This is a genomic window from Nocardiopsis sp. NPDC055551 (assembly GCF_053619415.1).
The window spans coordinates 129,748-148,731 of the sequence record NZ_JBSHJJ010000015.1 but is presented as its reverse complement, the minus strand read 5'-3'; the positions used below and the strand labels follow the sequence as shown (position 1 = coordinate 148,731).

Genomic DNA, 18,984 nt, shown 5'->3' with positions numbered 1-18,984 from the left:
GCGGGACGCGTCCCAGCGGTAGCCGGCACTGGTAGCAAGACCACGCCGAGGCCCACAGCAGTCCCCGGTACCGGCGGGCCGGTAGCAGTGGCGGGCAGTGCTGGTGGGAGTAACCCAGGTGCTGCTACCCGGTGCCGTGTCCGCAGTGGGGGTAGCCCCCCGGCGCCAGTGCCAGTGCCAGCGCCAGTACCTGTGCTGGGGGTGGCACCGGTAGGGCGGGTGGCCGCAGTAGGTCCGGTGTCGGCAGGTGTGCTGCCGACACCCCCCCATGGGAGCCACCGTGGTCCCGGGTTATGGCTCTGGGCGGGGGGTTCGTGGTGGGGGCATGCCGATATCCCCACAGGGCACGGGCCCTTGGGGTCTGACACCCACTTGGGGGTGTTCTCGTCGGGGTGGTGTTCCACCTGGCGGAAACGCGTGGTGGAAGTGGGTGGTGGTTAGAGGGCGGTGGCTGGGGCCGGCTCTCCTTCCCCATCCCCGGATCCGCTGTCCTTGCCTGCTTCTTGGTGGTTCTGGGCGTGGTGGTGTTCCCAGATCTTCCGGTTCACCTTGGCCTGCAACCGGTGCTTGAGCCGATTGTGGGTCGCGCACAAGATCTGCATGTTGTCCGAGCTCGTGGCCCCACCCTGGGAGAAGGGCACGATGTGGTCGAACTGCGACCAGCTACGCGGCACGTCACAGCCCTGGTGCCACTCGCAGTAGGACTTCTTGAACCCTGCCGCCTGGCGGACCGGGTCCGGAGCGCACCGCTGCTTGCGCCCCACGTCCAGCAGGGTGCGGCCCTGGGCGTCGGTCACGAACCGGCGCAGCCAGCTGTTGGGGGTCAGGCGGGACACCATCTGATCGGGGATGACCACACCATCCTCCGTGACGGCCGGTTCAGCGGTGTCGTCTCCGAGGAACCGCTTGAGGGGGACGGTGATGTTCAACGTGGCTAGGGCCTGGGGGGCTTTGGCGCACTCCCGGTGGCCCAGAGCGGTCTCGAAGATCCGCATCATCGCGTCATAGGTGCGCTGATGCTTCGGCACAGCAGCGTTATCGGGCCCGTACGGCTCGGTGTAAGCCTTCAAAGCGGCCTGGATGAGCTCGTTGTCGGCCCCCGGCCCCCACATCCGCAACAGGAACCCGGACTCGAAAGTCGGGGAGAATTGGGCGCCGCGTTTTTCGAAGGTTTCGTCAAAGTCCCGGTCGGCCTTTTCCGGGTCCAGGCGGGCGACGAACCATTTCGCCGCGTCCCGCAACTGGCGCACCGAGGCCTGCGGGCGTTCGTGTTTGTAAGCGATCAGCCCGTATTCCAACCGGGCCCGAAACCCCTCCACCGAAGGACGCTCCGCACGGAATACCTCATCCGCTGATTCCAGGACCTTCGCCCACTCTGCGGTGGCTTTTTCGGTGGAGGTCGCGATGGTGCACGCTTCACCCAGCGACAGAACACTGTCCTGGAAGGCCTCTTCCACCAAGGGCAGCTGCTGCTTGTACAACGCCCGGGCGAGGGTGGCAAGGCTCTTGGCCTCGGCCGGAGAGGTTCCCCACTGGTGGGTGATCCAGGCTTGGATGCTGCGCTGGCCGCCCTCTTCCAGCAGGGCGCCGGTGGCTTCCATGCGGGCCAGGGCGGGCAGCATCCCGTAGCGGATCCGGTCTGTTTCCTGGTTGAGGCGGCCGAACTGTGCGAGCGCCTCGGCTTCGCACCCGAACGGGATATCCCGTTCGGAGAATTCCACCGCGATCTCCCGCGCACCCGCCATCGCCTGATCGACCGGGGTGTTCCCGGTCGGGCGCGGTGTGCTGGGAGGAAAGCTCATACTCTGATTATATGCGAACACCCCAGGGAATGGCAGGCCTACCCGCCAGTTTATTCAACCTATTTCCAGGACGGCGAACGCGCCTACCATAGACAGGGTGGTCATTTCGGATTATCCACAACACGGAATCGAAGGTGCTCCAGGTTTTGATCTTTCCCGTAGCACCATTATTGGGTGCCCATAATGGCGCTACGAGCAAGAAGCGTCATCGGGGAGAGAGCTTCACCGGAGGTGGCTACCGCAGGGACGCCCCACCACCCACTCGACCTGTAGCGGGCCCTTCGTGACCGGACCCGTCACGTAATGGCGACGCGGCCCACGAGAAAGCCAGACGGGCGGGAAGGGATCCGGCCGGCTACGGCCGGACCGGGCGAAGCCCGGGGCCGTTGGGACCCCAACCACTCTCCCCCCTTCCCCGATAGCCGCCAAACCGCCGCCCGCACCGCACGGGTCAAGGCCACCCACCACAGCGCCACAGCACACACCATCGCCTTGACGCGTGCGGTGCGGGCGGCAACAATCACGCGGCGGGGAAGGAGGGAGAACCCACCCCCACCCCGCCAGACCACCGGAAGAGCCTCTACCCGAGGCGCCCCACCAACCACCCGAACAACCCCAAGAGCCAGAGACCCGAGGCACTCCACCAACCACCACCGGCCGCCACCACCACGCCCACCCCTTGGAATCACTCATCCAGGGGCGTTGGGGCATGGGCCTCCTGCTTCGGCAGCAGGTAGTCGACGACGTCGGCGGCGGAGAAATCCGGACCGGCGTGGCGCAGCAGGTCGGGGAGGAAGTCCAGATCCTGGCCCAAGGTGAGCAGCGGCGGTTCGACGTAGCCACCGGGGCGATGCTGTTGCAAGCCCACGTTGGCGGTCAGGGCGTTGCACAGACAGCGGCGCCCGTCGGTGTCCTCCTTCGCCCCGCCCTTGCGGACGTAGGCGTCGACGGGTTCGGCGGGGCAGCGGTAGCCGATCGTGCCGTTGTCCTTGCGGAACGGGGTGCGTAGGAAACCGAGGTCGCACAGGCGGGGGCGCAGGGCGAACTCCCCCTCGTCAGAGAGGGTGTCCGGCACCCGGGCCACTTTGAACGGGAAGCCGGTGGGCGAGGCCAGGGGGTCGTTGCGCACCTGAAGGGTTCCGGCCTTCCCTCGGGTCAGGAGCCCCTGCCGCAGACCGGGGGTCAGCCCCGATTCCCGGGCCAGCGCGAAGACGGTTCCGACCTGCACGCCCGCCGCGCCCTCGCCGCGTGCCGCCGCCAGTCCCCTCGGTGTGGCCTGGCCGCCGGCGAGCCAGAAGGGAAGTCCGAGCACGGCGACCTTGGCGACGTCGATCGCGTCGCGCGGTCCGTACACCGGCTCTCCCCCCTCGCTGAGCCCGTTCCGGCGCCGTGGCGGGGCGCTGTGACCGCCGGCCCGATGGGTCTCCAGCACGAACCCGTCCGGGCGGGTGGCCGGGGAACGGTGCAGGTACTGGGCGAGCACCGTGGAGGCGACGATCGCCAGGAAACGCGGTCGGGCCAGGCTTCGGGGCGCGGGTCCGGCGAGGCCGGTCGGGTCGAAGGCGACGGTGTGCCGCTCCTGCGATCCCTCCACTGCGACCGTGAGTTCGGTGGCCGAGTGCGTGCTCAGGGCGTCGAGCAGCCCCGGGATCTCGCCGGGGATCCCCGCGCCCACCAGGACGTGGTCGACCCCCGCCAGCATCGCCCCGTAGGCGGCGGGTTGGGTCGCGAGTTGGATCTTCTCCATGTAGTTGACGCCGACGGGCCCGTCGTGGCCCTCCTTGGCCAGCCACACCTCGACGAAGTTGCCCGCGACCGTGAGTTCGTCACGGGCCCGGTTCGGGCGCAGGCCGAGTCGGGGCACCGGGCGGAACGGGCGGCCGTCCGGTATCCCGCCGGGCACGAAGTACCGGTCCACGATCCGGGAGACGGTGCCCTGGTCGGGGAAGTGGGACAGCGCTCGGCGCATGTCCCCCGCCGGGTCGCCGAGTTGGAGTCGGCGGGCGAGCTGGGCGTCGAGGGCGACCCCCGAGACCACGCCGAGTTGGCCGGTGCGCGCGACGGCGCGGGCGAGCCGCCATCCGGACACCCCGACCCCCATGCCGCCCTGGATGACGGCGGGTAGTACGCCGGTGGTGGAACCGGTGGGCATGGCGGACACTCCTGTGGGTGAGGGCAGGCGGTCCGACCAGCTTCGAGCACACCGGCCCCGGGAGCGAGGGGTCCTCCGTCCCGGTCACCGGATCGGAAGGTCCCCTCGTGGCGGGGTCAGGTGGACGTGTCGGGGGTCGTGCTCACCGCTCCCCCGCGGGTTCACGGCGCACGCTCAGCAGGAAGACGCTGTCCTCCAGCGCGGTCACGGAGTGGCGTTCGGGCGGGATCGGCACGATCTCCCCGCCGGTGAGCTCCCATTCGCGTCCCTGTCCGTTCAGCCGGATCCTGCCGGTGAGCACCTGTAGCGTCGCCTCCGGCGGGCTTTCGTGCTCGGCCAGTTCGGTGTCCTTGAGCAGGGCCAACGCGGTCTGGCGCAACAGGGAGTCCCGGTCGCCGTACACCGTGGTCGCGGCCCGGTGGGCGTGCGCCCCTCGTGCCTTCCCCAGTAGGTCGTCGGCCAGGGCTTTCAGGTCGATCGTGCCGTTCGGACTCGCGTGCTCGCTCATCGTGCCCTTTCCTCGGGCACCGTCCCTTGGCGCCCCGCCGTCACTCTCGGTAGCGACAGGAGTTTATACAACCCAGGTTGGCAAAAATAGGGCCGCCACCCCGTACCGATCCCTCGGCCGTCGGCCCGGGGGCCCTATCCGGAGGTGCCGTCGAGGCCACGGAAGTCCTATGCCGGGGCGGGTTCGGCCTCGACCTCCGTACCCTCCTCGGTGGACAGCAGGGCCCGCAGGCGCCATCCGCCGTCGGGGCAGGGACCCGCACTGATCTCCCCACCCGCCAAAGCCACCCGCTCCCGCAGACCCGTCAACCCGAACCCGCTACGCGGCGCCGGGTCCACCACACCCGGCACCGGACCGTTGGCCACCTCCACCTCCAACCGGTCCACCCCGTGGTGCAACCACACCCGCACCCGAGCACCCGTGGCGTGCTTGGCCGCGTTGGTCAACGCCTCCTGCACCACCCGAAACGCCGTACGCTGCACCGCCAAAGGCGACTCACCACGCCCCCCGGCGTGCTCGCACTCCACGTCCATCCCCGCACCACGCCACTGCGCCACCAACCCCGCCACATCCGCCAACACCGGCTGCGGAGCCGTGGGAGCCGCCTGCCCCTCCTCCTCACGCAACACACCCAAGATGCCACGCAACTCCGTCAACGCCTCACGCCCCGTGGTACGGATCAACCCCGCCGCCCGCTCGGTCCGCTCATCAACGGACGACACCTCCAACCCACCCGCGTGCAACACCATCAAACTCACCCGATGCGCCACCACATCATGCATCTCCCGCGCGATCCGCGTCCGCTCCGCCGTGATCGCCTGCTCGGCCATCATGTGCTGCTCACGCTCCAACCGCTCCGCACGCTCACGCAACCGCTCCACCAACTCACGCCGCGTACCGATCCACAAACCGGCGACCGTGGGCATGGCGAAGACGAAGACCCCGGTCATCACGTATTGGGCCACCGTGGTGTGGAAGACGACCCCGTGGGCCACACAGCCCAGCGTGAACCAGAGGGCGAGAACCCTGCGGTCGTCGAAGTGGGCCGGGTAGGAGTACAGACCCACCATCAGCGGGATCGGGTTGCCGTACAGCGCCAACATCAGCAGCCCGGCCGGCAACAGCCACCTCGGGGCACTGCGCCGCCACAACATCGTCAGCGAGGCCAGGACCCCGGGCACCACGAAGCACAGCGCACCCAGGCCCAGCAACCACCAGCGCTCTCCCGCGAACGAGGAGAGGAAGTCTGTGAGCGGTGTGGAGAGCAGACCCAGTTCCCCGGTGATCCCGACCAGCATCGCCACCCCGCTGAAGGGCAGCGTGAACAGGGCGAAACACCAGTCGGCGATGCGCAACCGACGGTTCCACCACCACATCCCGTTCCGCCGCGCCAGCGCCTTGACCCGGTCCGTCCGCTCGCTCATCCGCCCCATCATCGGCCCGAGTATAAGAGGTCCCCGTCCCGTGCTCGATCGTGTACGGGTTCGGGGCCCGGATGGTGCGCCATCCGGGCCCCGGATCCCCCCCCAGTCGGCCGAGACGACGGCCCAGGACGGTGGCCGCCTCTCGATCCGCGGATCGGACGGCCCGAGGGCCGCCCCTGATGGTCAGTTCGCCATGCCGGTGGAGGCGTAGCCCTCCACGAAACGACGTTGCAGGACCAGGAACAACACCAGTACGGGCAGGATCATGATGATCCCGGCCGCGCTCACCAGGGCGTAGTTGACGGTGAAGCCCTGCTGGAAGGAGTACAACGAGATCGACACCGGGAGGGCCTCGTTGTCCTGGATGAAGGTGACCGCGAGGAGGAACTCGTTGTAGGCCTGGAGCGCGGCGACCAGGCCGGCGGTGATCACACCGGGCCAGATGAGGGGCAGCACGATGCGGAAGAACACCGTCGCCTCCCCCGCCCCGTCCATGCGGGCTGCCGCCTCGTAGTCGGGCGGGATGGCGATGAGGTACGACCTGAGCAGCAGGGTGCTGAACGGGCTGTAGATCGCCCAGTAGATCAGGATGAGCCCGATCTGCGTGTCGTACAGGCCCAACCGCGTCCACCAGTTCACCAGCGGAACGAGGAAGAGCTGGATGGGCAGCGCCGTCACCACCAGGAGGTACATCGTGAGCGCGCCGGGGGCCGGGATGTCCAACCGGACCATGGCGTAGGCGGCCATTCCGGAGATCAGGCACACCCCGGTCGCCGTGGCGAGCACGATGACCAGGCTGTTGGACAGGCCCGCCGCCATGTTCGCGTTCTGCCAGGCGGTGAGGAAGTTGTCCCACATCGCCTCGGCGGGCGGCCCCATCGGGTTGGTGCTGATCTCGGCCGGGTTCTTCAGCGAGCTGAAGAGCAGGACCAGGATCGGGCCGATGGCGTACAGGGCCAGTAGTACGAGAACCAGGTAGACGAGCGGCCCACCACCCCGGGAGGAGGTCGCACGTCGCCTTCGCGGCGCGCGCCGTTCCGATACGGACGTCATCACACCTCCCAGCGCAGTCGGCGCCGGAGCACGAGATAACCGGCGATGGTGGTGGCACTGATCAGGGCCATGACGACGCCTACGGCGGAGGCGTGACCGGCGCGCCCCTCACCGAACGCCGTTCGGTAGAGCAGGGTGCTCAGCATGTCCGTGGAACCGGCGGGGCCGCCCTGGGTGAGGATGTAGACGTAGTCGAAGACCAGGAACGACCAGATGATGGTCATCAGCAGCAGAAAGACCAGGGTCGGCCTGATGCCCGGCAGGGTGACGTGCCAGAACTCGCGCCAGCGTCCCGCCCCGTCCAGCCGGGCCGCCTCGTACAGGGCCGGGTTGACCGACTGCATGGCCGCCAGGAAGAGCATGACCAGGAAGCCCCACCACTGCCAGTTGTTGATGAGGGCGATGGCGCCCAGCGCCAGTTCCGGGTCACCGAGCGGGTTGAGGCCGTCCATCCCCGGCACCCCGAAGGAATCCAGGACGGGGATGATCCCGGCCGTCGGGCTGAGGATCTGCCGCCACACGGCCGCCGAGACGACCGTGGCCACCACGTACGGAATGAAGAACAGGGTCTGGAAGAGGAGCCGCCCCCGGCGGATACGGCTGAGCAGGTAGGCGCCCAACAGGCCCATGCTCATGGGCACCGTGAGGAAGAACAACGTCCACAACAGGTTGTGGCCGAGCGCGTTGACGAAGGCTTCGTCCCCGGCCAACGCGGCGTAGTTCTCCCACCCGACGAAGGACGGGGTGTTGATCCCGTCCCAGTCGGTGAACGAGTACGCCACCGAGGTCAGCGCCGGTCCGGCGATCACCAGGACGTTGACGATCAACAAAGGCGCCAGGAACAGGAACCCGGTCAGGCGGCGACGCCTGTTGGTGCGGGCCGGCGAGGGACGCGATGTGGCTGTTCCCCCGCCGGCCACGAGAGTGGTGGTGGACATCCGGTGGGTGGTTTCCGTTCCCTGTCTACTGGGGCGTGAACGGGGCGGGGGAGGCGCCCGAACCGAGTTCCTGGTGGAAGGTCGAGTCCAGGATCTCCGTGTACTCCTCGGGCGACATGTCACCGGTGATGACCTTGTCGAACTCGGTGTACAGCGCGGTGTTGGTCTCGGGCGGGAGGAAGGTCCAGCTCGCGTAGCCGATGTTGGTCGACGCGGGGATCTCCTCGTACAGGCGCTGGACCCTGGGGTCGGTGTCCTCGGGGAAGTCGGAGGCCTCGTAGGCGACCGGGGGCGGGTTCTCCCCCTGCACGGCCAGGTACTCCAGGGAACGGGTGGTGTCGCCCATGATGTGGTCCAGGAACGCAGCCGCGGCGTCGGGGTCGGAACTGGCGGAGTCGATCGACAGCGCGGTTCCGATAGCGAGGGGGAACACACCCGGGTCGACGTCGTCGGCCAGGGAGGGCAGCGGCGCCCAGTCCCAGTCCTCGGGGTCGTTGCCCGAGTCGGTGAAGAAACTCCCCATGGAGCTGAAGCTCCAGGTACCGCTCATGTACATCGCCACGTCACCGGTGGCCAGCCCGGTGCACATGTCGGGGTCGGTGTTGGTGAAGTAACGGTCGGCACCGCCGCCCCACCACCCCTTGTCCAGCTGCGACTTCATCGACTTGAAGAGGTCGACCACGACCGGGTCGGACCAGTCGCGGTGACCGGTGAGCACGTCGTACAGGAAGCGCGGTCCCAGTCCGGCGTTGAGCAGGCAGGTCAGGTACCACTCGCTCTGAGCGGGGTAGCCGCTGTTGCCCGCGCCGACCGGGATCATGCCCTTGGAGTCGGCGTCCTCGCAGAGGTCCTCGAACTCGGCCTTGGTCGTGGGAGGCGTCCAGCCGTTGTCCTCGAAGACGGCCCGGTTGTAGTACAGGACCATGGAGCCGTAGCTGGTGGGGACGGAGTGGAGGCGGTCGTCCACCCGGCTCAGCTGTGTGGCCCAGGGCAGCAGGCGGTCCTCCCACCCGTACTCGGTCGCGTAGTCGTCCAGTTCGAGGGTCTTGAGGCCCTGAGCGTAGTTGACCGAGGTGGAGGGGCCGGGCGAGTAGATGATGTCCGGGGCGTTTCCGGAGGAGACGGCGGTGTCGGTGAGCGAGGCCAGGTCGGTGAGCTGCTTGGTCGACATGCTCACCGAGTGCCCGCTGGACTCGTTGAAGGTATCGATGAACTGGGAGCGGAAGTACTCCTCGGTCTCGGGCGTGGGGAAGGCACCCCAGTACTCGACACCGGAAGAGGAACCGCCCCCAGAGTTTCCGCAGCCCGACAGGAGCCAGGCGCCGGCGAACGCTCCTCCCGCCAGCTTGAACATGTCACGGCGGGGAAGTTGGTAGGTCACGGGGGTCCTTTTGGGGTCGTCAGGTCGATTCACGGACGATGAGTTTTTGGGGGAGCACGACCTCGCGCACGCCTTCACTGGGGGTGCCGGATAGGCGGTCGAGGAGGAGACGCGCACAAGCCCGACCTATCTCAAAGGCGGGGTTGTGCACGGTGGTGAGTCGCGGCGTCACCAGTGAGGCGGCCTCGATGTCGTCGTAGCCGGTGACGGCGACGTCGCCGGGGACGGTCAGTCCCCTCTCGCGGATCGCGTCCATGGCACCGACGGCCATCAGGTCGTTTCCGCAGACCAGGGCCTCGGGCCTCGGCTCCAGGTTCAACAACGCGTGCGAACCGCTCGCCCCCCCGGTGCGTGTGAAGGACCCCGTGACGATGAGGTCCTCGTCCACGTCCAGGCCGAACTCGCGAAGGGCCCGGTGGTAGCCGGCCAGGCGCAGTCGCCCGGGCGCACTGTCGAGTTCGCCGTTGACCAACCCGATCCTGCGGTAGCCGCGCTCCAGCAGGTGTGCGACCACATCGGCCATACCACCGGTGTCGTCGGCGCGCACGATGTCACCGAAGCGCGGGTCCAGTTCGCCGCTGAGTCGCACCAGCGCGGTCCCTGCGGCGGTGATGTCGTTGAAGTGGCGGTCCTGCGCGTTCAACGACGCCAGGACGACACCGTCGACCCTGCGGTTCAGCAGGTGACCGATCACCGAGTCCAGGTCCTGGGTGGTCCCCTGGGCCACACAGACCGAGATCAGGAACCCCTCGGGCTGTAGAACCTCCTGCAGCCCCGCCGCCATCAGCGGATAGAACGGGTTGGTGACGTCGGAGACGACCAGGGCGACCGCGTGACTACGACCGGTGCGCAGTCCCCGGGCCGAGGGGTCGGGGCGGTACCCCAGTTCCTCGATGACCCTTAGCACTTTGGCCTTGGTGCGTTCACTCACCGGCCTGCGACCGCTCAGAACGTGGGAGACGGTCGTGACGCTCACCGCGGCGGCGGCTGCGACATCGGCGATGCCGACGCGGTGTTCCTTGCTCATCGTCCCCACTTCGACGCATGCAAAACGTCTTGCAAATTTCCGAGCCTCATGGTGTCGAAATCACTCCGAACTGTCAAACAAACCACCGATGTTCCCTTTTGCTCCTGCTCTGAGCTCGTGCCATCCTGGTTCGGCTTATGCAAAACGATGTGAGAGGACTCCGATGGTCACGCGTGACCGGTGCCGAGGGGCACTGTTGGGGTTGGCCGTCGGCGACGCCATGGGGGCGCCCACCGAGGGCATGACCCCGGAGGCCATCCACGCCGCACACGGACGTGTCGAGGGATTTCTCCACACCCAGGCCTCGGGAACCGATGACACCGAGTACGCGGTGTTGTGCGCCCAAGGGCTGCTCGCCCACGGTCGCCGGTTGACCTCGAACGACGTCGCGGCCGTATGGACACGGGCCGTGCTGACGCAGAACGGGGGGTTCCACGGGGCCGGCTTCAGCGAGATGGGCGCCATCGCCAATCTCCGCGCCGGGGTCGCCCCGCCTGTGAGCGGCAACGACAACCACGAATCGTGGAGCGATGGCGCGGCCATGAGGGTGGCGCCCATCGGTGTCCTGTGCGCCGGTGATCCGGCGGAGGCGGCCCGACTCGCCCGCGAGGACGCCCAGGTCAGTCATGCCGCGGACGGGATCTACGGGGCACAGGCCATCGCCGCGGCCGTGGCGCGCGCTCTGGTGACCGACGACCACACCGAGGTCATCGCCGCCGGCCTCGCCGCGGTGGCCGAGGACACTTGGACCGCCAGGCTCCTTCGGCAGGCCCTGGACGTGGCGTCCCATGCTTCCAGCATGGCCGAAGCGGAGCGGGAACTCTACCGTCGGATCCCGCTCTTCCACTACCCCTGGCCCGACAGCGCCCCCGAGGCGGTGGCCCTGGCCTTCGGGCTCTTCGCCGCGGCCCGGGGCGCCTTCGTCCCCAGCGTGGTGAGCGCCGTCAACATCGGCCGGGACTCGGACACGATCGCGGCCATGGCGGGGGCCATGGCCGGAGCAATGCACGGTGAGACCGCCATCCCCCGAGAGTGGCGGACCAAGGTCAGGCAGGTCTCCGGAGTCTGTGTGACCGCGACCGCCGGCACCGACCTGGTGGACCTGGCCGACGCCCTGTACGAGGTTTCCCAGGGGAACGAGGAGTACGAGAATGCGACCTGAGAACGCTCGCGGCGCCCTGCTCGGCCTGGCGATGGGCGATGCCCTGGGCCTGCCCGCGGAGTACCACCGTCACGCCCGCGCCGGTTGGGGTCGCGGTGTGCTGTGGGAGAAGAACGTCGACCTGGACCGTCAACAGATCTCCCGCCCCCTCCTGCCCTTCGTTCCGGGGCACACCGAGCTCAACCCGCTGTGCGGGACCGACGACACCGAGACCGCCGCCACCGCCGCGCTCGTCCTGTTGGAAGCCGGTGCGCACGACCTGCGGTCGCTGTTCCAGGAGTGGCGCACGCACTACGTGGACACCGAGGACGTCTGGTGCGGGATCGCCGAGCGGGGTGCGGTCCTCCACGCCCTCGAAGGCCGGGTCCCGCCGGTGACGGGAACCGACAACCCGGTCTACTGGGACGACGGGGCGGTACCGGCGGCGGTGTCCGTCGGTCTGTTCCACTCCGGTGACACCCGGAAGGCCTCCGAGACGGCAACGGAGTACGCACGCATCACGCACGACCGTGACGGCGTGTGGGCGGCGGGTGCGATGGCGCACGCCATCGCCGCCCTGGCCGCCGGAGAGCACCTCGTCACGGCCCTGTCGGAGGCCGAGCGCACCGTTCCGGACGACAGCTGGCTGCGCCGCGGCATCGAACGCGCCGCGGCCATCGTTCCCGACCGAGCGGAAGGCGTGTTCGCGACGGTCCCGAGCCTGATCGACGCCTTCGGACGTCCCGGTTACAGCCACGGTGGCGTGGCACCCGAGACCCTTCCGCTCGCCTTCGCCATCACACGCCTGGTCGAAGGTGACCTCACGTCCGGTCTACAGACCGCGGCCCTGTTCCCACGCCAGTCCGACAGCCTGCCCGCGATGGTGGGAGCCCTGTGCGGAGCGACCGGTGGCGACGACGCGGTCCCCGACACCTGGCGAGACCACGTCGACCTGGTCGAAGGGGTCCTCCTGCCACGGGTGGCCGGACAACGCCTGACCGAGCTGGCGGACCGGCTGGTGACGCCTCGTACGAGTACGGAACACCTGGGCGCGCCCACGCGCTGACCCGGTCCCGCGATTCCGGCGGCCACGCGGTCGATCCGCCGTGGCCGTCGGTCGGCCCATCAAACGGACGCGTCCTCGCGCACGGCGGGAAAGACGCTCCGCAACAGGTGGAGAATCGTCTTGGTCAGCATGACGTGCAGGTCCGCACGGCTGAGCGCGTCCCGCACCAACCACTCCCTGGAAGCGGCCTTGAGCATGCTCCCGTAGGCGCGGACCATCGCGCGTAGCTTCTCCCGCCCCTCGACCACGTCGGTCATCATGGCGGCCTGGAGAAGGTGGTCGGTGGCCACCTCATCGGCTTCGAGCATGATCTCCTCGGTGTCGCGGTCCTGCCCGATGGCCTCGGAGCCGATGGCCGACAGCCACATCTCCGCGTTGCGTTCGACAAAGTCCAACCAGCGGTCCACGCAGATCGAGATCCGTTCCTCGATCGTGGTCCGGGGCAGGTTCTCCGCCACCGAGTGCGGCACCAACAGCATCTGCCGCACGACTTCGAGGTACAGCTGTCGTTTGCCACCGAAGTAGTGGTTGACCAGTCCCCGCGCGGCCCCCGCCTCCTGGGCGATCTCGGAGACCGAGACGGCCGAGTACGTCCGCTCACCGAACAGTCTGCGGGCCACGGTGAGGATCTCCGAACGCCTCTGATCCGGTTCGAGTCGCCGCCGTTGCATGGGAGGTCCCATGGCCTTCCACCCCTTCCCCCGGGTTGACGGGGCGCTAATACCGGCCGCAAAAGTGCCTCCGACGCACCGGCCGGCCCTACCCGGAGTTCACTGATCTGAACCGTAACGAACGCTGGAATCTTACCCGATCAGCCTTCCATGGATGACCTTCCAGCACTATTGACACACCGACAATAACTTGAGGACAATGATCGGAGTTCTCGGATCCAACGCAGAAGGAAGGCCCGGCATGCCACGAGTCCTGACCGACGAGCAAAAGGACCTGGTCGAGTCGATCAACCGGTTCTGCCAGAACGAATTCGGCACCAAGGACCAGCGCGACGCGCTCACCGACCACGGACGGGAACCGCACAGCCAGGCCGTCTACGACAAGATGGCCGACCTGGGCTGGTTGGGCATCTCCCTGCCCGAGGAGTACGGAGGCTCGGGTCTCGGTATGACGGACCTGTGCCTCTTCCTTGAGGAGACCGCCTACGGCCGGGCCCCGATCAGCGGTTTCGGCACCACCATCATCGCCGCCGCGACCTACGAGAAGTTCGGCACCGAGGAACAGAAGCGCAAGGTCCTCGAAGGCGTCGTGCGGGGCCGGGTCGAGGCCATCTCCATGTCGGAGCCCGGCGCCGGCTCCGACGTCGGCGCCCTGGTCTGCAAGGCCGAGCGCACCGAAGGCGGGTACGTGGTCAACGGTCAAAAGACCTGGTGCTCCAACGCGCACATCTCCGACCACATCCTGCTCGTCGCCCGCACCTCCGGCGAGGGCTCCAAGCACCAGGGCCTGACCCAGTTCATGGTGCCGACCGACACCGAGGGTCTGAAGATCAGCGGCATCGACACCATGGGCGGCCGTGAGGTCAACGACCTCTACTTCACCGACTGCTTCGTGCCGGACTCGGCCGTGGTCGGCGCGCGGGGCCAGGCCTGGGCCCAGCTCATGTCCGGACTGAACCTGGAGCGCATGATCCTGGCCGCCCTCATGCTCGGCACCGCGCGTCGGGCCTTCGACGACACCCTGGACTACGTGAGTCGGCGCGAGCAGTTCGGTCGACCGATCGGATCCTTCCAGGCGCTCAAACACCGCATCGCGGACATGGCCACCGAACTCGAATGCGCCCGGCTCCTGCTGGACGACGTCGCCGCCGCCATCGACGCCGAACCCGACCGCGTCTTCGCGCGCGAGGCCTCCATGGCCAAGCTCAAGTGCACCGAACTGGCCAAGCACGTGACCCTGGAGGGCATGCAGATGCTGGGCGGCTACGGATACGCCACCGAGTACGGAATGGAGTCGCTGCTGCGCTCGACCGTGGTCTCCACCGTGTACGGGGGCACGAGCGAGATCCAGCGGGACATCATCGGCAAGACCTACGGGCTGTGAGGCGCACCGATGCTGACGACCCGATTCACCGAGACCTTCGGGATCGAGCACCCGATCGCCCAGGGCGGCATGCAGTGGGTGGGACGGGCCGGGCTCGTCGCGGCCGTGGCCGAATCCGGCGCGCTCGGGTTCCTGACCGCGCTGACCCAACCGACCCCGGAGGCACTGACCCAGGAGATCCGGCGCTGTCGGGAGATGACCGACAGGCCGTTCGGCGTCAACCTCACCATCCTCCCCTCCATCAACCCTCCCCCCTACGACGAGTACCGTCAGGCGATCATCGAGAGCGGCGTCAAGATCGTGGAGACGGCCGGTTTCAACCCGGCCGAACACATGCCGCGATTCCGCGAGGCCGGGGTCAAGGTGCTGCACAAGTGCACCAGCGTGCGGCACGCGATCAAGGCCGAGCGGATCGGCGTCGACGCGGTGAGCGTCGACGGGTTCGAGTGCGCCGGTCACCCGGGTGAGGACGACATCCCCGGGCTCGTCCTCATCCCCGCCGCGGCGAGGAGGTTGTCGATCCCCATGATCGCCTCCGGCGGTTTCGTGGACGGTGCCGGGCTGACCGCGGCCCTGGCCCTGGGCGCCGACGGCGTCAACATGGGCAGCCGGTTCCTGTGCACGGCCGAGTCCCCGGTGCACCAGAGGGTCAAGGAACAGATCGTCGCCGGCAGCGAGGTGCAGACCGAACTGATCTTCCGTTCCCTGCGCAACACGGCGCGGGTGGCGAGCAACTCGGTCAGCCGGAAGGTCGTCGAGATCCTGGCCGATGGGGGCACCTTCCCCGACGTCCGGGACCTGGTCTCCGGGGCCCGCGGGCGCAAGGTGTTCGAGGACGGTGACGTCGAGGCCGGGATCTGGAGCGTGGGTCTGGCCCAGGGCCTGATCGAGGACATCCCGACCGTCGGAGAGGTCGTCGACCGCATCGTGGCCGAGGCCGAGGAGCTGATCTCCCGGCGTCTTCCCTCCCTGCACCGGTCCGACTCCCCCGTGTGAGGCCCGTGTCCCGTCAACATGGAGGGGCCGGGTGACCGTTCGATCGGTCACCCGGCCCCCTCTTTTTCAGGGAGGTGCGACCGACGGGAGGAGCCCCCCTGGCGCGGAAGGGGGACGGTCGGCCGCACCCGTTCAGGTGGTCCGATAGAGCTCGTCGATCACGTCGGCGTAGCGCTCCGAGACGACCCTGCGCTTCAGGCTCAGCTTGGGGGTCAGCTCACCGGACTCGGCGGTCCACGGTCCACCCAGGACCTTGTACTTCTTGACCTGTTCGACCTGGGCGAGCACCGAGTTGGCCTGTGCGACCGTCTCGTCGAGCGCCTTGGCCACCTCGGGGTGGCCCGCCAGTTCGTCCAGGTCCGCGAACTCGATCCCCTGGGCGCCGGCCCAGGCCGGCGCACCCTCCTCGTCGAGGACGATGAGCGCGGTGACGTAGGGACGGGTGTCCCCGATCGCCACCGCCTGCGCGATGAGGGGGTGCGAGCGCAGGGAGGACTCGATCTTGGTGGGGGCGATGTTCTTGCCCCCCGAGGTGATGATGATCTCCTTCTTACGGTCGGTGACGGCGACGATGCCCCTCTCGTTGACCACACCGATGTCACCGGTGGCCAACCATCCGTCCTCGTCGGTGTCGGACACGATGTTCCCGTCACCGTCCAGGTATCCGGGGAAGACCACGGGCCCGCGCACGAGGAGTTCGCCGTCCTCGGCGACGGTCACCTCCACCCCCGGGCCCGGCCTGCCGACCGCGCCCAGTTCGAAGGCCTCGGGTGTGCTCACGGTCGCGGCCCCGGTGGTCTCGCTCAGGCCCCACACCTCGTACACGGAAAGACCGAGGCTCGCGAGGAACTCCAGGACCGGTGTGGGGATGGGCGCGGCGCCACTGAAGGCCCGGTGACACTCGTCGAGGCCGATGGCGGCCCGGATCGGTTTCAACACCTGGTCGTCGAGCCCTCGAACCCGCTCGGCGAGCTCCGCGGGCACCTCCCGGCCCTCGGACCGGAGCCGGAAGACCTGAACCGCGCCCTCGCCGGCCTGTCGCACCGCCGCGGCGGCCTCCGGCGGGAGTTGGGCGAGCTTGGCCTTGAGACCCATGGCCAGCTTCTCCCACACGCGGGGCACGCCGAAGAAGCCGTTCGGGCGGACCGTCCGCAACGCCCGTAGGAAGTCGGCCTGGTCCGCGCAGATGGTGACGTGCCCGGCGTTGCAGATCGGCATGTAGATACCGAGCACGCGTTCGGCGATGTGCGCCAACGGCAGGTAGGCCACCGAGCGGGGGTGGTCGGGCACCTTGACGAGGTGGTCCTGCATCAGGGACTCGTGGACGGCGTTGCGGTGGGACAGGACGACGCCCTTGGGGTCGCCGGTGGTGCCCGAGGTGTAGACGAGTGCCAACGGGTCGTCGGTGTCGACCGCGTCGGTCATCTCCTCGAACTCGGGGCTGTCCGCGCTGAGCAGGTCGTCGCCGCGCAGGGCGTCGTAGCCGACGAAGCGCGCGTCGTCGGGGCGGATCAGGTCCTTGTCGAGGACGATGATCGAGCGCAGGTGCGGAAGCTCGTCGAGGATCGGCTCCCAGCGCCGCATCTGTTCGGCCCCCTCCAGGACCACCATGGTGGCGGCGCTGTGGTGCGCGATGTAGCGGATCTGCTCGGTGCTGAGGGTGTCGTAGGTACTACAGGCGAGGGCGCCGAGGTGGATCGCGGCCAGGTCGGTGACCCAGTGCTCGGGCCGTTTGGACATCGAGATCAGCACGCGGTCCGCGGGGAGCAGACCGAGCTTGGTGAGCCCCCTCGCGAGGGTCGCGACCTCGTCGCGCAGACGCGACCAGGTCCACACCGGGGAGTCGGGGTCGAGGCCGCCGGTGAGGGCGGGACGGTCGGGAAAGCTCTGGGCGTTACGGCGCAGCAATCGGGGGATCGTCTGTCCCTCAACGGCTTGCCGCACCTCGTTCGCGGTCGTCACGGATCGTTCCCTTCGTCGTGAGCCGCCAGGACATGTTGTGACCGACACCACGCTGTATCGTTATTGCCCACATGTCAATAGTTCTTTGAGATCCATCCGTCGGATCGCCCATATCTACCTTTGGCGCGTAAAAACGGTGCAATCTCAGCCTTAGCACCTATTGACATCGGGACAACAAGGACGATCATGGGTGGAGCCGAACACACGGGCCGAGGTCCGCCCTCGGAGGAAAGGACGCCACTCACGTGACGACCGAGGCATACATCTACGACGCGATCCGGACGCCCCGGGGCCGGGGCAAGAAGGGCTCCCTCCACCAGGTCAAACCCCTGTCCCTGGTCACCGGACTGCTCGACGAACTACGAGCACGCCACCCCGAACTGGACCCCGAGCGGATCGACGACGTCGTCCTCGGCGTGGTCTCGCCCGTGGGCGACCAAGGAATGGACATCGCCAAGACCGCCGCCTTGAAGGCCGGTCTGCCCGACCACGTCGCCGGGGTCCAGCTCAACCGGTTCTGCGCCTCCGGCCTCGAAGCGGTGAACACGGCCGCGCAGAAGGTCCGTTCCGGCTGGGAACAGCTGGTGATCGCCGGCGGCGTGGAATCCATGTCGCGGGTGCCCATGGGCAGCGACGGCGGTCCCATGAGCGACGATCCCGAGACCAACTACGACACGTACTTCGTCCCCCAGGGCATCGGCGCCGACCTGATCGCCACCATCGAGGGCTTCTCCCGGGACGACGTCGACGCCTACGCGGTGCGTTCGCAGGAACGGGCCGCCCAGGCCTGGACCGGCGGCCACTTCGCCAAGTCGGTGATCCCGGTCCGGGACCGCAACGGGGTCCCGCTGCTGGGCCAGGACGAGCACATGCGCGCCGACACGACGTTGGAGACCCTCGGCGCGTTGACGCCCGCCTTCGCGGGCATCGGCGACATGGGCGGCTTCGACGACGTGGCACTGCAGAAGTACCACTGGGTCGAAAGCATCGACCACGTGCACACCCCGGGTAACTCCTCGGGGATCGTGGACGGCGCGGCGCTGACCCTGATCGGCTCCGAACAGGTGGGCGAGGACCTCGGGCTCCGCCCCCGCGCCCGGATCGTGAGCGGCGTGGTCAGCGGCGCCGACCCGACGATCATGCTCACCGGCCCGGCGCCGGCCACTCGCAAGGCCCTCGCCCTGGCCGGGTCGACGGTGGACGACATCGACCTGTTCGAGATCAACGAGGCCTTCGCCTCGGTCGTCCTGAAGTACGTCAAGGACCTCGATCTTCCCTGGGAGAAGGTCAACGTCAACGGCGGCGCGATCGCCATGGGTCACCCGCTCGGCGCGACCGGGGCGATGCTCGTCGGCACCGTCGTGGACGAACTGGAGCGTCGCGACGCCCGACGCGCCGTGGTGAGCCTGTGCGTGGGCGGTGGCATGGGGATCGCCTCGGTCATCGAACGCGTTTGACCCCCTCCCCCGAACACGATGT

15 protein-coding genes are annotated in these 18,984 nt (G+C 68.3%); 5 read left to right on the top strand and 10 right to left on the bottom strand.

Annotated features, from left to right (window positions below; all coding sequences use genetic code 11):
* Positions 1-437: 437 nt before the first annotated feature.
* From ACWGSK_RS24870 to ACWGSK_RS24835, 8 genes are all read right to left on the bottom strand, one after another.
* Complete coding sequence (locus tag ACWGSK_RS24870; RefSeq protein WP_452456887.1) at positions 438-1,802, bottom strand: DUF222 domain-containing protein; 1,365 nt, start codon at positions 1,800-1,802, stop codon at positions 438-440.
* 685 nt (positions 1,803-2,487) lie between these two features.
* A complete protein-coding gene (locus ACWGSK_RS24865) occupies positions 2,488-3,954 on the bottom strand; it encodes a nitronate monooxygenase (protein ID WP_452456886.1) in 1,467 nt (488 codons plus the stop codon).
* A 142-nt stretch (positions 3,955-4,096) separates the two neighbouring features.
* Complete coding sequence (locus ACWGSK_RS24860; RefSeq protein ID WP_452456885.1) at positions 4,097-4,462, bottom strand: cupin domain-containing protein; 366 nt, start codon at positions 4,460-4,462, stop codon at positions 4,097-4,099.
* Between the two features lie 167 nt (positions 4,463-4,629).
* Complete coding sequence (locus ACWGSK_RS24855) at positions 4,630-5,886, bottom strand: sensor histidine kinase (RefSeq protein ID WP_452456884.1); 1,257 nt, start codon at positions 5,884-5,886, stop codon at positions 4,630-4,632.
* A 183-nt stretch (positions 5,887-6,069) separates the two neighbouring features.
* Positions 6,070-6,939, bottom strand: a complete 870-nt coding sequence (locus ACWGSK_RS24850) for a carbohydrate ABC transporter permease (RefSeq protein WP_452456883.1) — start codon at positions 6,937-6,939, stop codon at positions 6,070-6,072.
* Positions 6,939-7,877, bottom strand: coding sequence for a carbohydrate ABC transporter permease (locus tag ACWGSK_RS24845; RefSeq protein ID WP_358514229.1), 939 nt, complete (start codon positions 7,875-7,877; stop codon positions 6,939-6,941). Before ACWGSK_RS24845 ends, ACWGSK_RS24850 begins: the two co-directional genes overlap by 1 nt.
* A 25-nt stretch (positions 7,878-7,902) precedes the next feature.
* On the bottom strand, positions 7,903-9,258 hold the full coding sequence (locus tag ACWGSK_RS24840; RefSeq protein WP_452456882.1) for an ABC transporter substrate-binding protein: 1,356 nt from the start codon (positions 9,256-9,258) through the stop codon (positions 7,903-7,905).
* A 19-nt stretch (positions 9,259-9,277) separates the two neighbouring features.
* Positions 9,278-10,285, bottom strand: a complete 1,008-nt coding sequence (locus ACWGSK_RS24835) for a LacI family DNA-binding transcriptional regulator (RefSeq protein WP_358514233.1) — start codon at positions 10,283-10,285, stop codon at positions 9,278-9,280.
* Positions 10,286-10,448: 163 nt separating this feature from the next.
* On the opposite strand from ACWGSK_RS24835, the gene ACWGSK_RS24830 reads away from it, so the two are divergent.
* A complete protein-coding gene (locus tag ACWGSK_RS24830) occupies positions 10,449-11,447 on the top strand; it encodes an ADP-ribosylglycohydrolase family protein (RefSeq protein ID WP_358514235.1) in 999 nt (332 codons plus the stop codon).
* Positions 11,437-12,492 carry an ADP-ribosylglycohydrolase family protein gene (locus tag ACWGSK_RS24825; RefSeq protein WP_358514237.1) on the top strand — a complete coding sequence of 352 codons (1,056 nt, stop codon included), beginning with the start codon at positions 11,437-11,439 and terminating at the stop codon, positions 12,490-12,492. Before ACWGSK_RS24830 ends, ACWGSK_RS24825 begins: the two co-directional genes overlap by 11 nt.
* A gap of 59 nt (positions 12,493-12,551) precedes the next feature.
* On the opposite strand, the gene ACWGSK_RS24820 is transcribed toward ACWGSK_RS24825, so the two are convergent.
* A complete protein-coding gene (locus ACWGSK_RS24820) occupies positions 12,552-13,175 on the bottom strand; it encodes a TetR/AcrR family transcriptional regulator (RefSeq protein ID WP_358514239.1) in 624 nt (207 codons plus the stop codon).
* Positions 13,176-13,404: 229 nt separating this feature from the next.
* Between ACWGSK_RS24820 and ACWGSK_RS24815 the strand changes: the two genes are divergently transcribed.
* Both ACWGSK_RS24815 and ACWGSK_RS24810 read left to right on the top strand, forming a co-directional pair.
* Positions 13,405-14,547: an acyl-CoA dehydrogenase family protein gene (locus ACWGSK_RS24815; protein ID WP_452456881.1), complete on the top strand. Its 1,143-nt coding sequence runs from the start codon at positions 13,405-13,407 to the stop codon at positions 14,545-14,547.
* 9 nt (positions 14,548-14,556) lie between these two features.
* Positions 14,557-15,543: an NAD(P)H-dependent flavin oxidoreductase gene (locus ACWGSK_RS24810; protein WP_358514243.1), complete on the top strand. Its 987-nt coding sequence runs from the start codon at positions 14,557-14,559 to the stop codon at positions 15,541-15,543.
* 132 nt (positions 15,544-15,675) lie between these two features.
* On the opposite strand, the gene ACWGSK_RS24805 is transcribed toward ACWGSK_RS24810, so the two are convergent.
* Positions 15,676-17,505, bottom strand: a complete 1,830-nt coding sequence (locus ACWGSK_RS24805) for an AMP-dependent synthetase/ligase (protein WP_452456880.1) — start codon at positions 17,503-17,505, stop codon at positions 15,676-15,678.
* 245 nt (positions 17,506-17,750) lie between these two features.
* On the opposite strand from ACWGSK_RS24805, the gene ACWGSK_RS24800 reads away from it, so the two are divergent.
* Entirely contained in the window at positions 17,751-18,962 is a 1,212-nt protein-coding gene (locus tag ACWGSK_RS24800; protein ID WP_358514247.1) for an acetyl-CoA C-acetyltransferase, read from the top strand.
* Positions 18,963-18,984 lie beyond the last annotated feature (22 nt).

Bases quoted from the DNA above. Each gene is read 5' to 3' on its own strand.
- ACWGSK_RS24870 (WP_452456887.1), bottom strand. From the start codon at position 1,802: ATGAGCTTTCCTCCCAGCACACCGCGCCCGACCGGGAACACCCCGGTC.
- ACWGSK_RS24865 (WP_452456886.1), bottom strand. From the start codon at position 3,954: ATGCCCACCGGTTCCACCACCGGCGTACTACCCGCCGTCATCCAGGGC.
- ACWGSK_RS24860 (WP_452456885.1), bottom strand. From the start codon at position 4,462: ATGAGCGAGCACGCGAGTCCGAACGGCACGATCGACCTGAAAGCCCTG.
- ACWGSK_RS24855 (WP_452456884.1), bottom strand. From the start codon at position 5,886: ATGAGCGAGCGGACGGACCGGGTCAAGGCGCTGGCGCGGCGGAACGGG.
- ACWGSK_RS24850 (WP_452456883.1), bottom strand. From the start codon at position 6,939: ATGACGTCCGTATCGGAACGGCGCGCGCCGCGAAGGCGACGTGCGACC.
- ACWGSK_RS24845 (WP_358514229.1), bottom strand. From the start codon at position 7,877: ATGTCCACCACCACTCTCGTGGCCGGCGGGGGAACAGCCACATCGCGT.
- ACWGSK_RS24835 (WP_358514233.1), bottom strand. From the start codon at position 10,285: ATGAGCAAGGAACACCGCGTCGGCATCGCCGATGTCGCAGCCGCCGCC.
- ACWGSK_RS24830 (WP_358514235.1), top strand. From the start codon at position 10,449: ATGGTCACGCGTGACCGGTGCCGAGGGGCACTGTTGGGGTTGGCCGTC.
- ACWGSK_RS24825 (WP_358514237.1), top strand. From the start codon at position 11,437: ATGCGACCTGAGAACGCTCGCGGCGCCCTGCTCGGCCTGGCGATGGGC.
- ACWGSK_RS24820 (WP_358514239.1), bottom strand. From the start codon at position 13,175: ATGGGACCTCCCATGCAACGGCGGCGACTCGAACCGGATCAGAGGCGT.
- ACWGSK_RS24815 (WP_452456881.1), top strand. From the start codon at position 13,405: ATGCCACGAGTCCTGACCGACGAGCAAAAGGACCTGGTCGAGTCGATC.
- ACWGSK_RS24810 (WP_358514243.1), top strand. From the start codon at position 14,557: ATGCTGACGACCCGATTCACCGAGACCTTCGGGATCGAGCACCCGATC.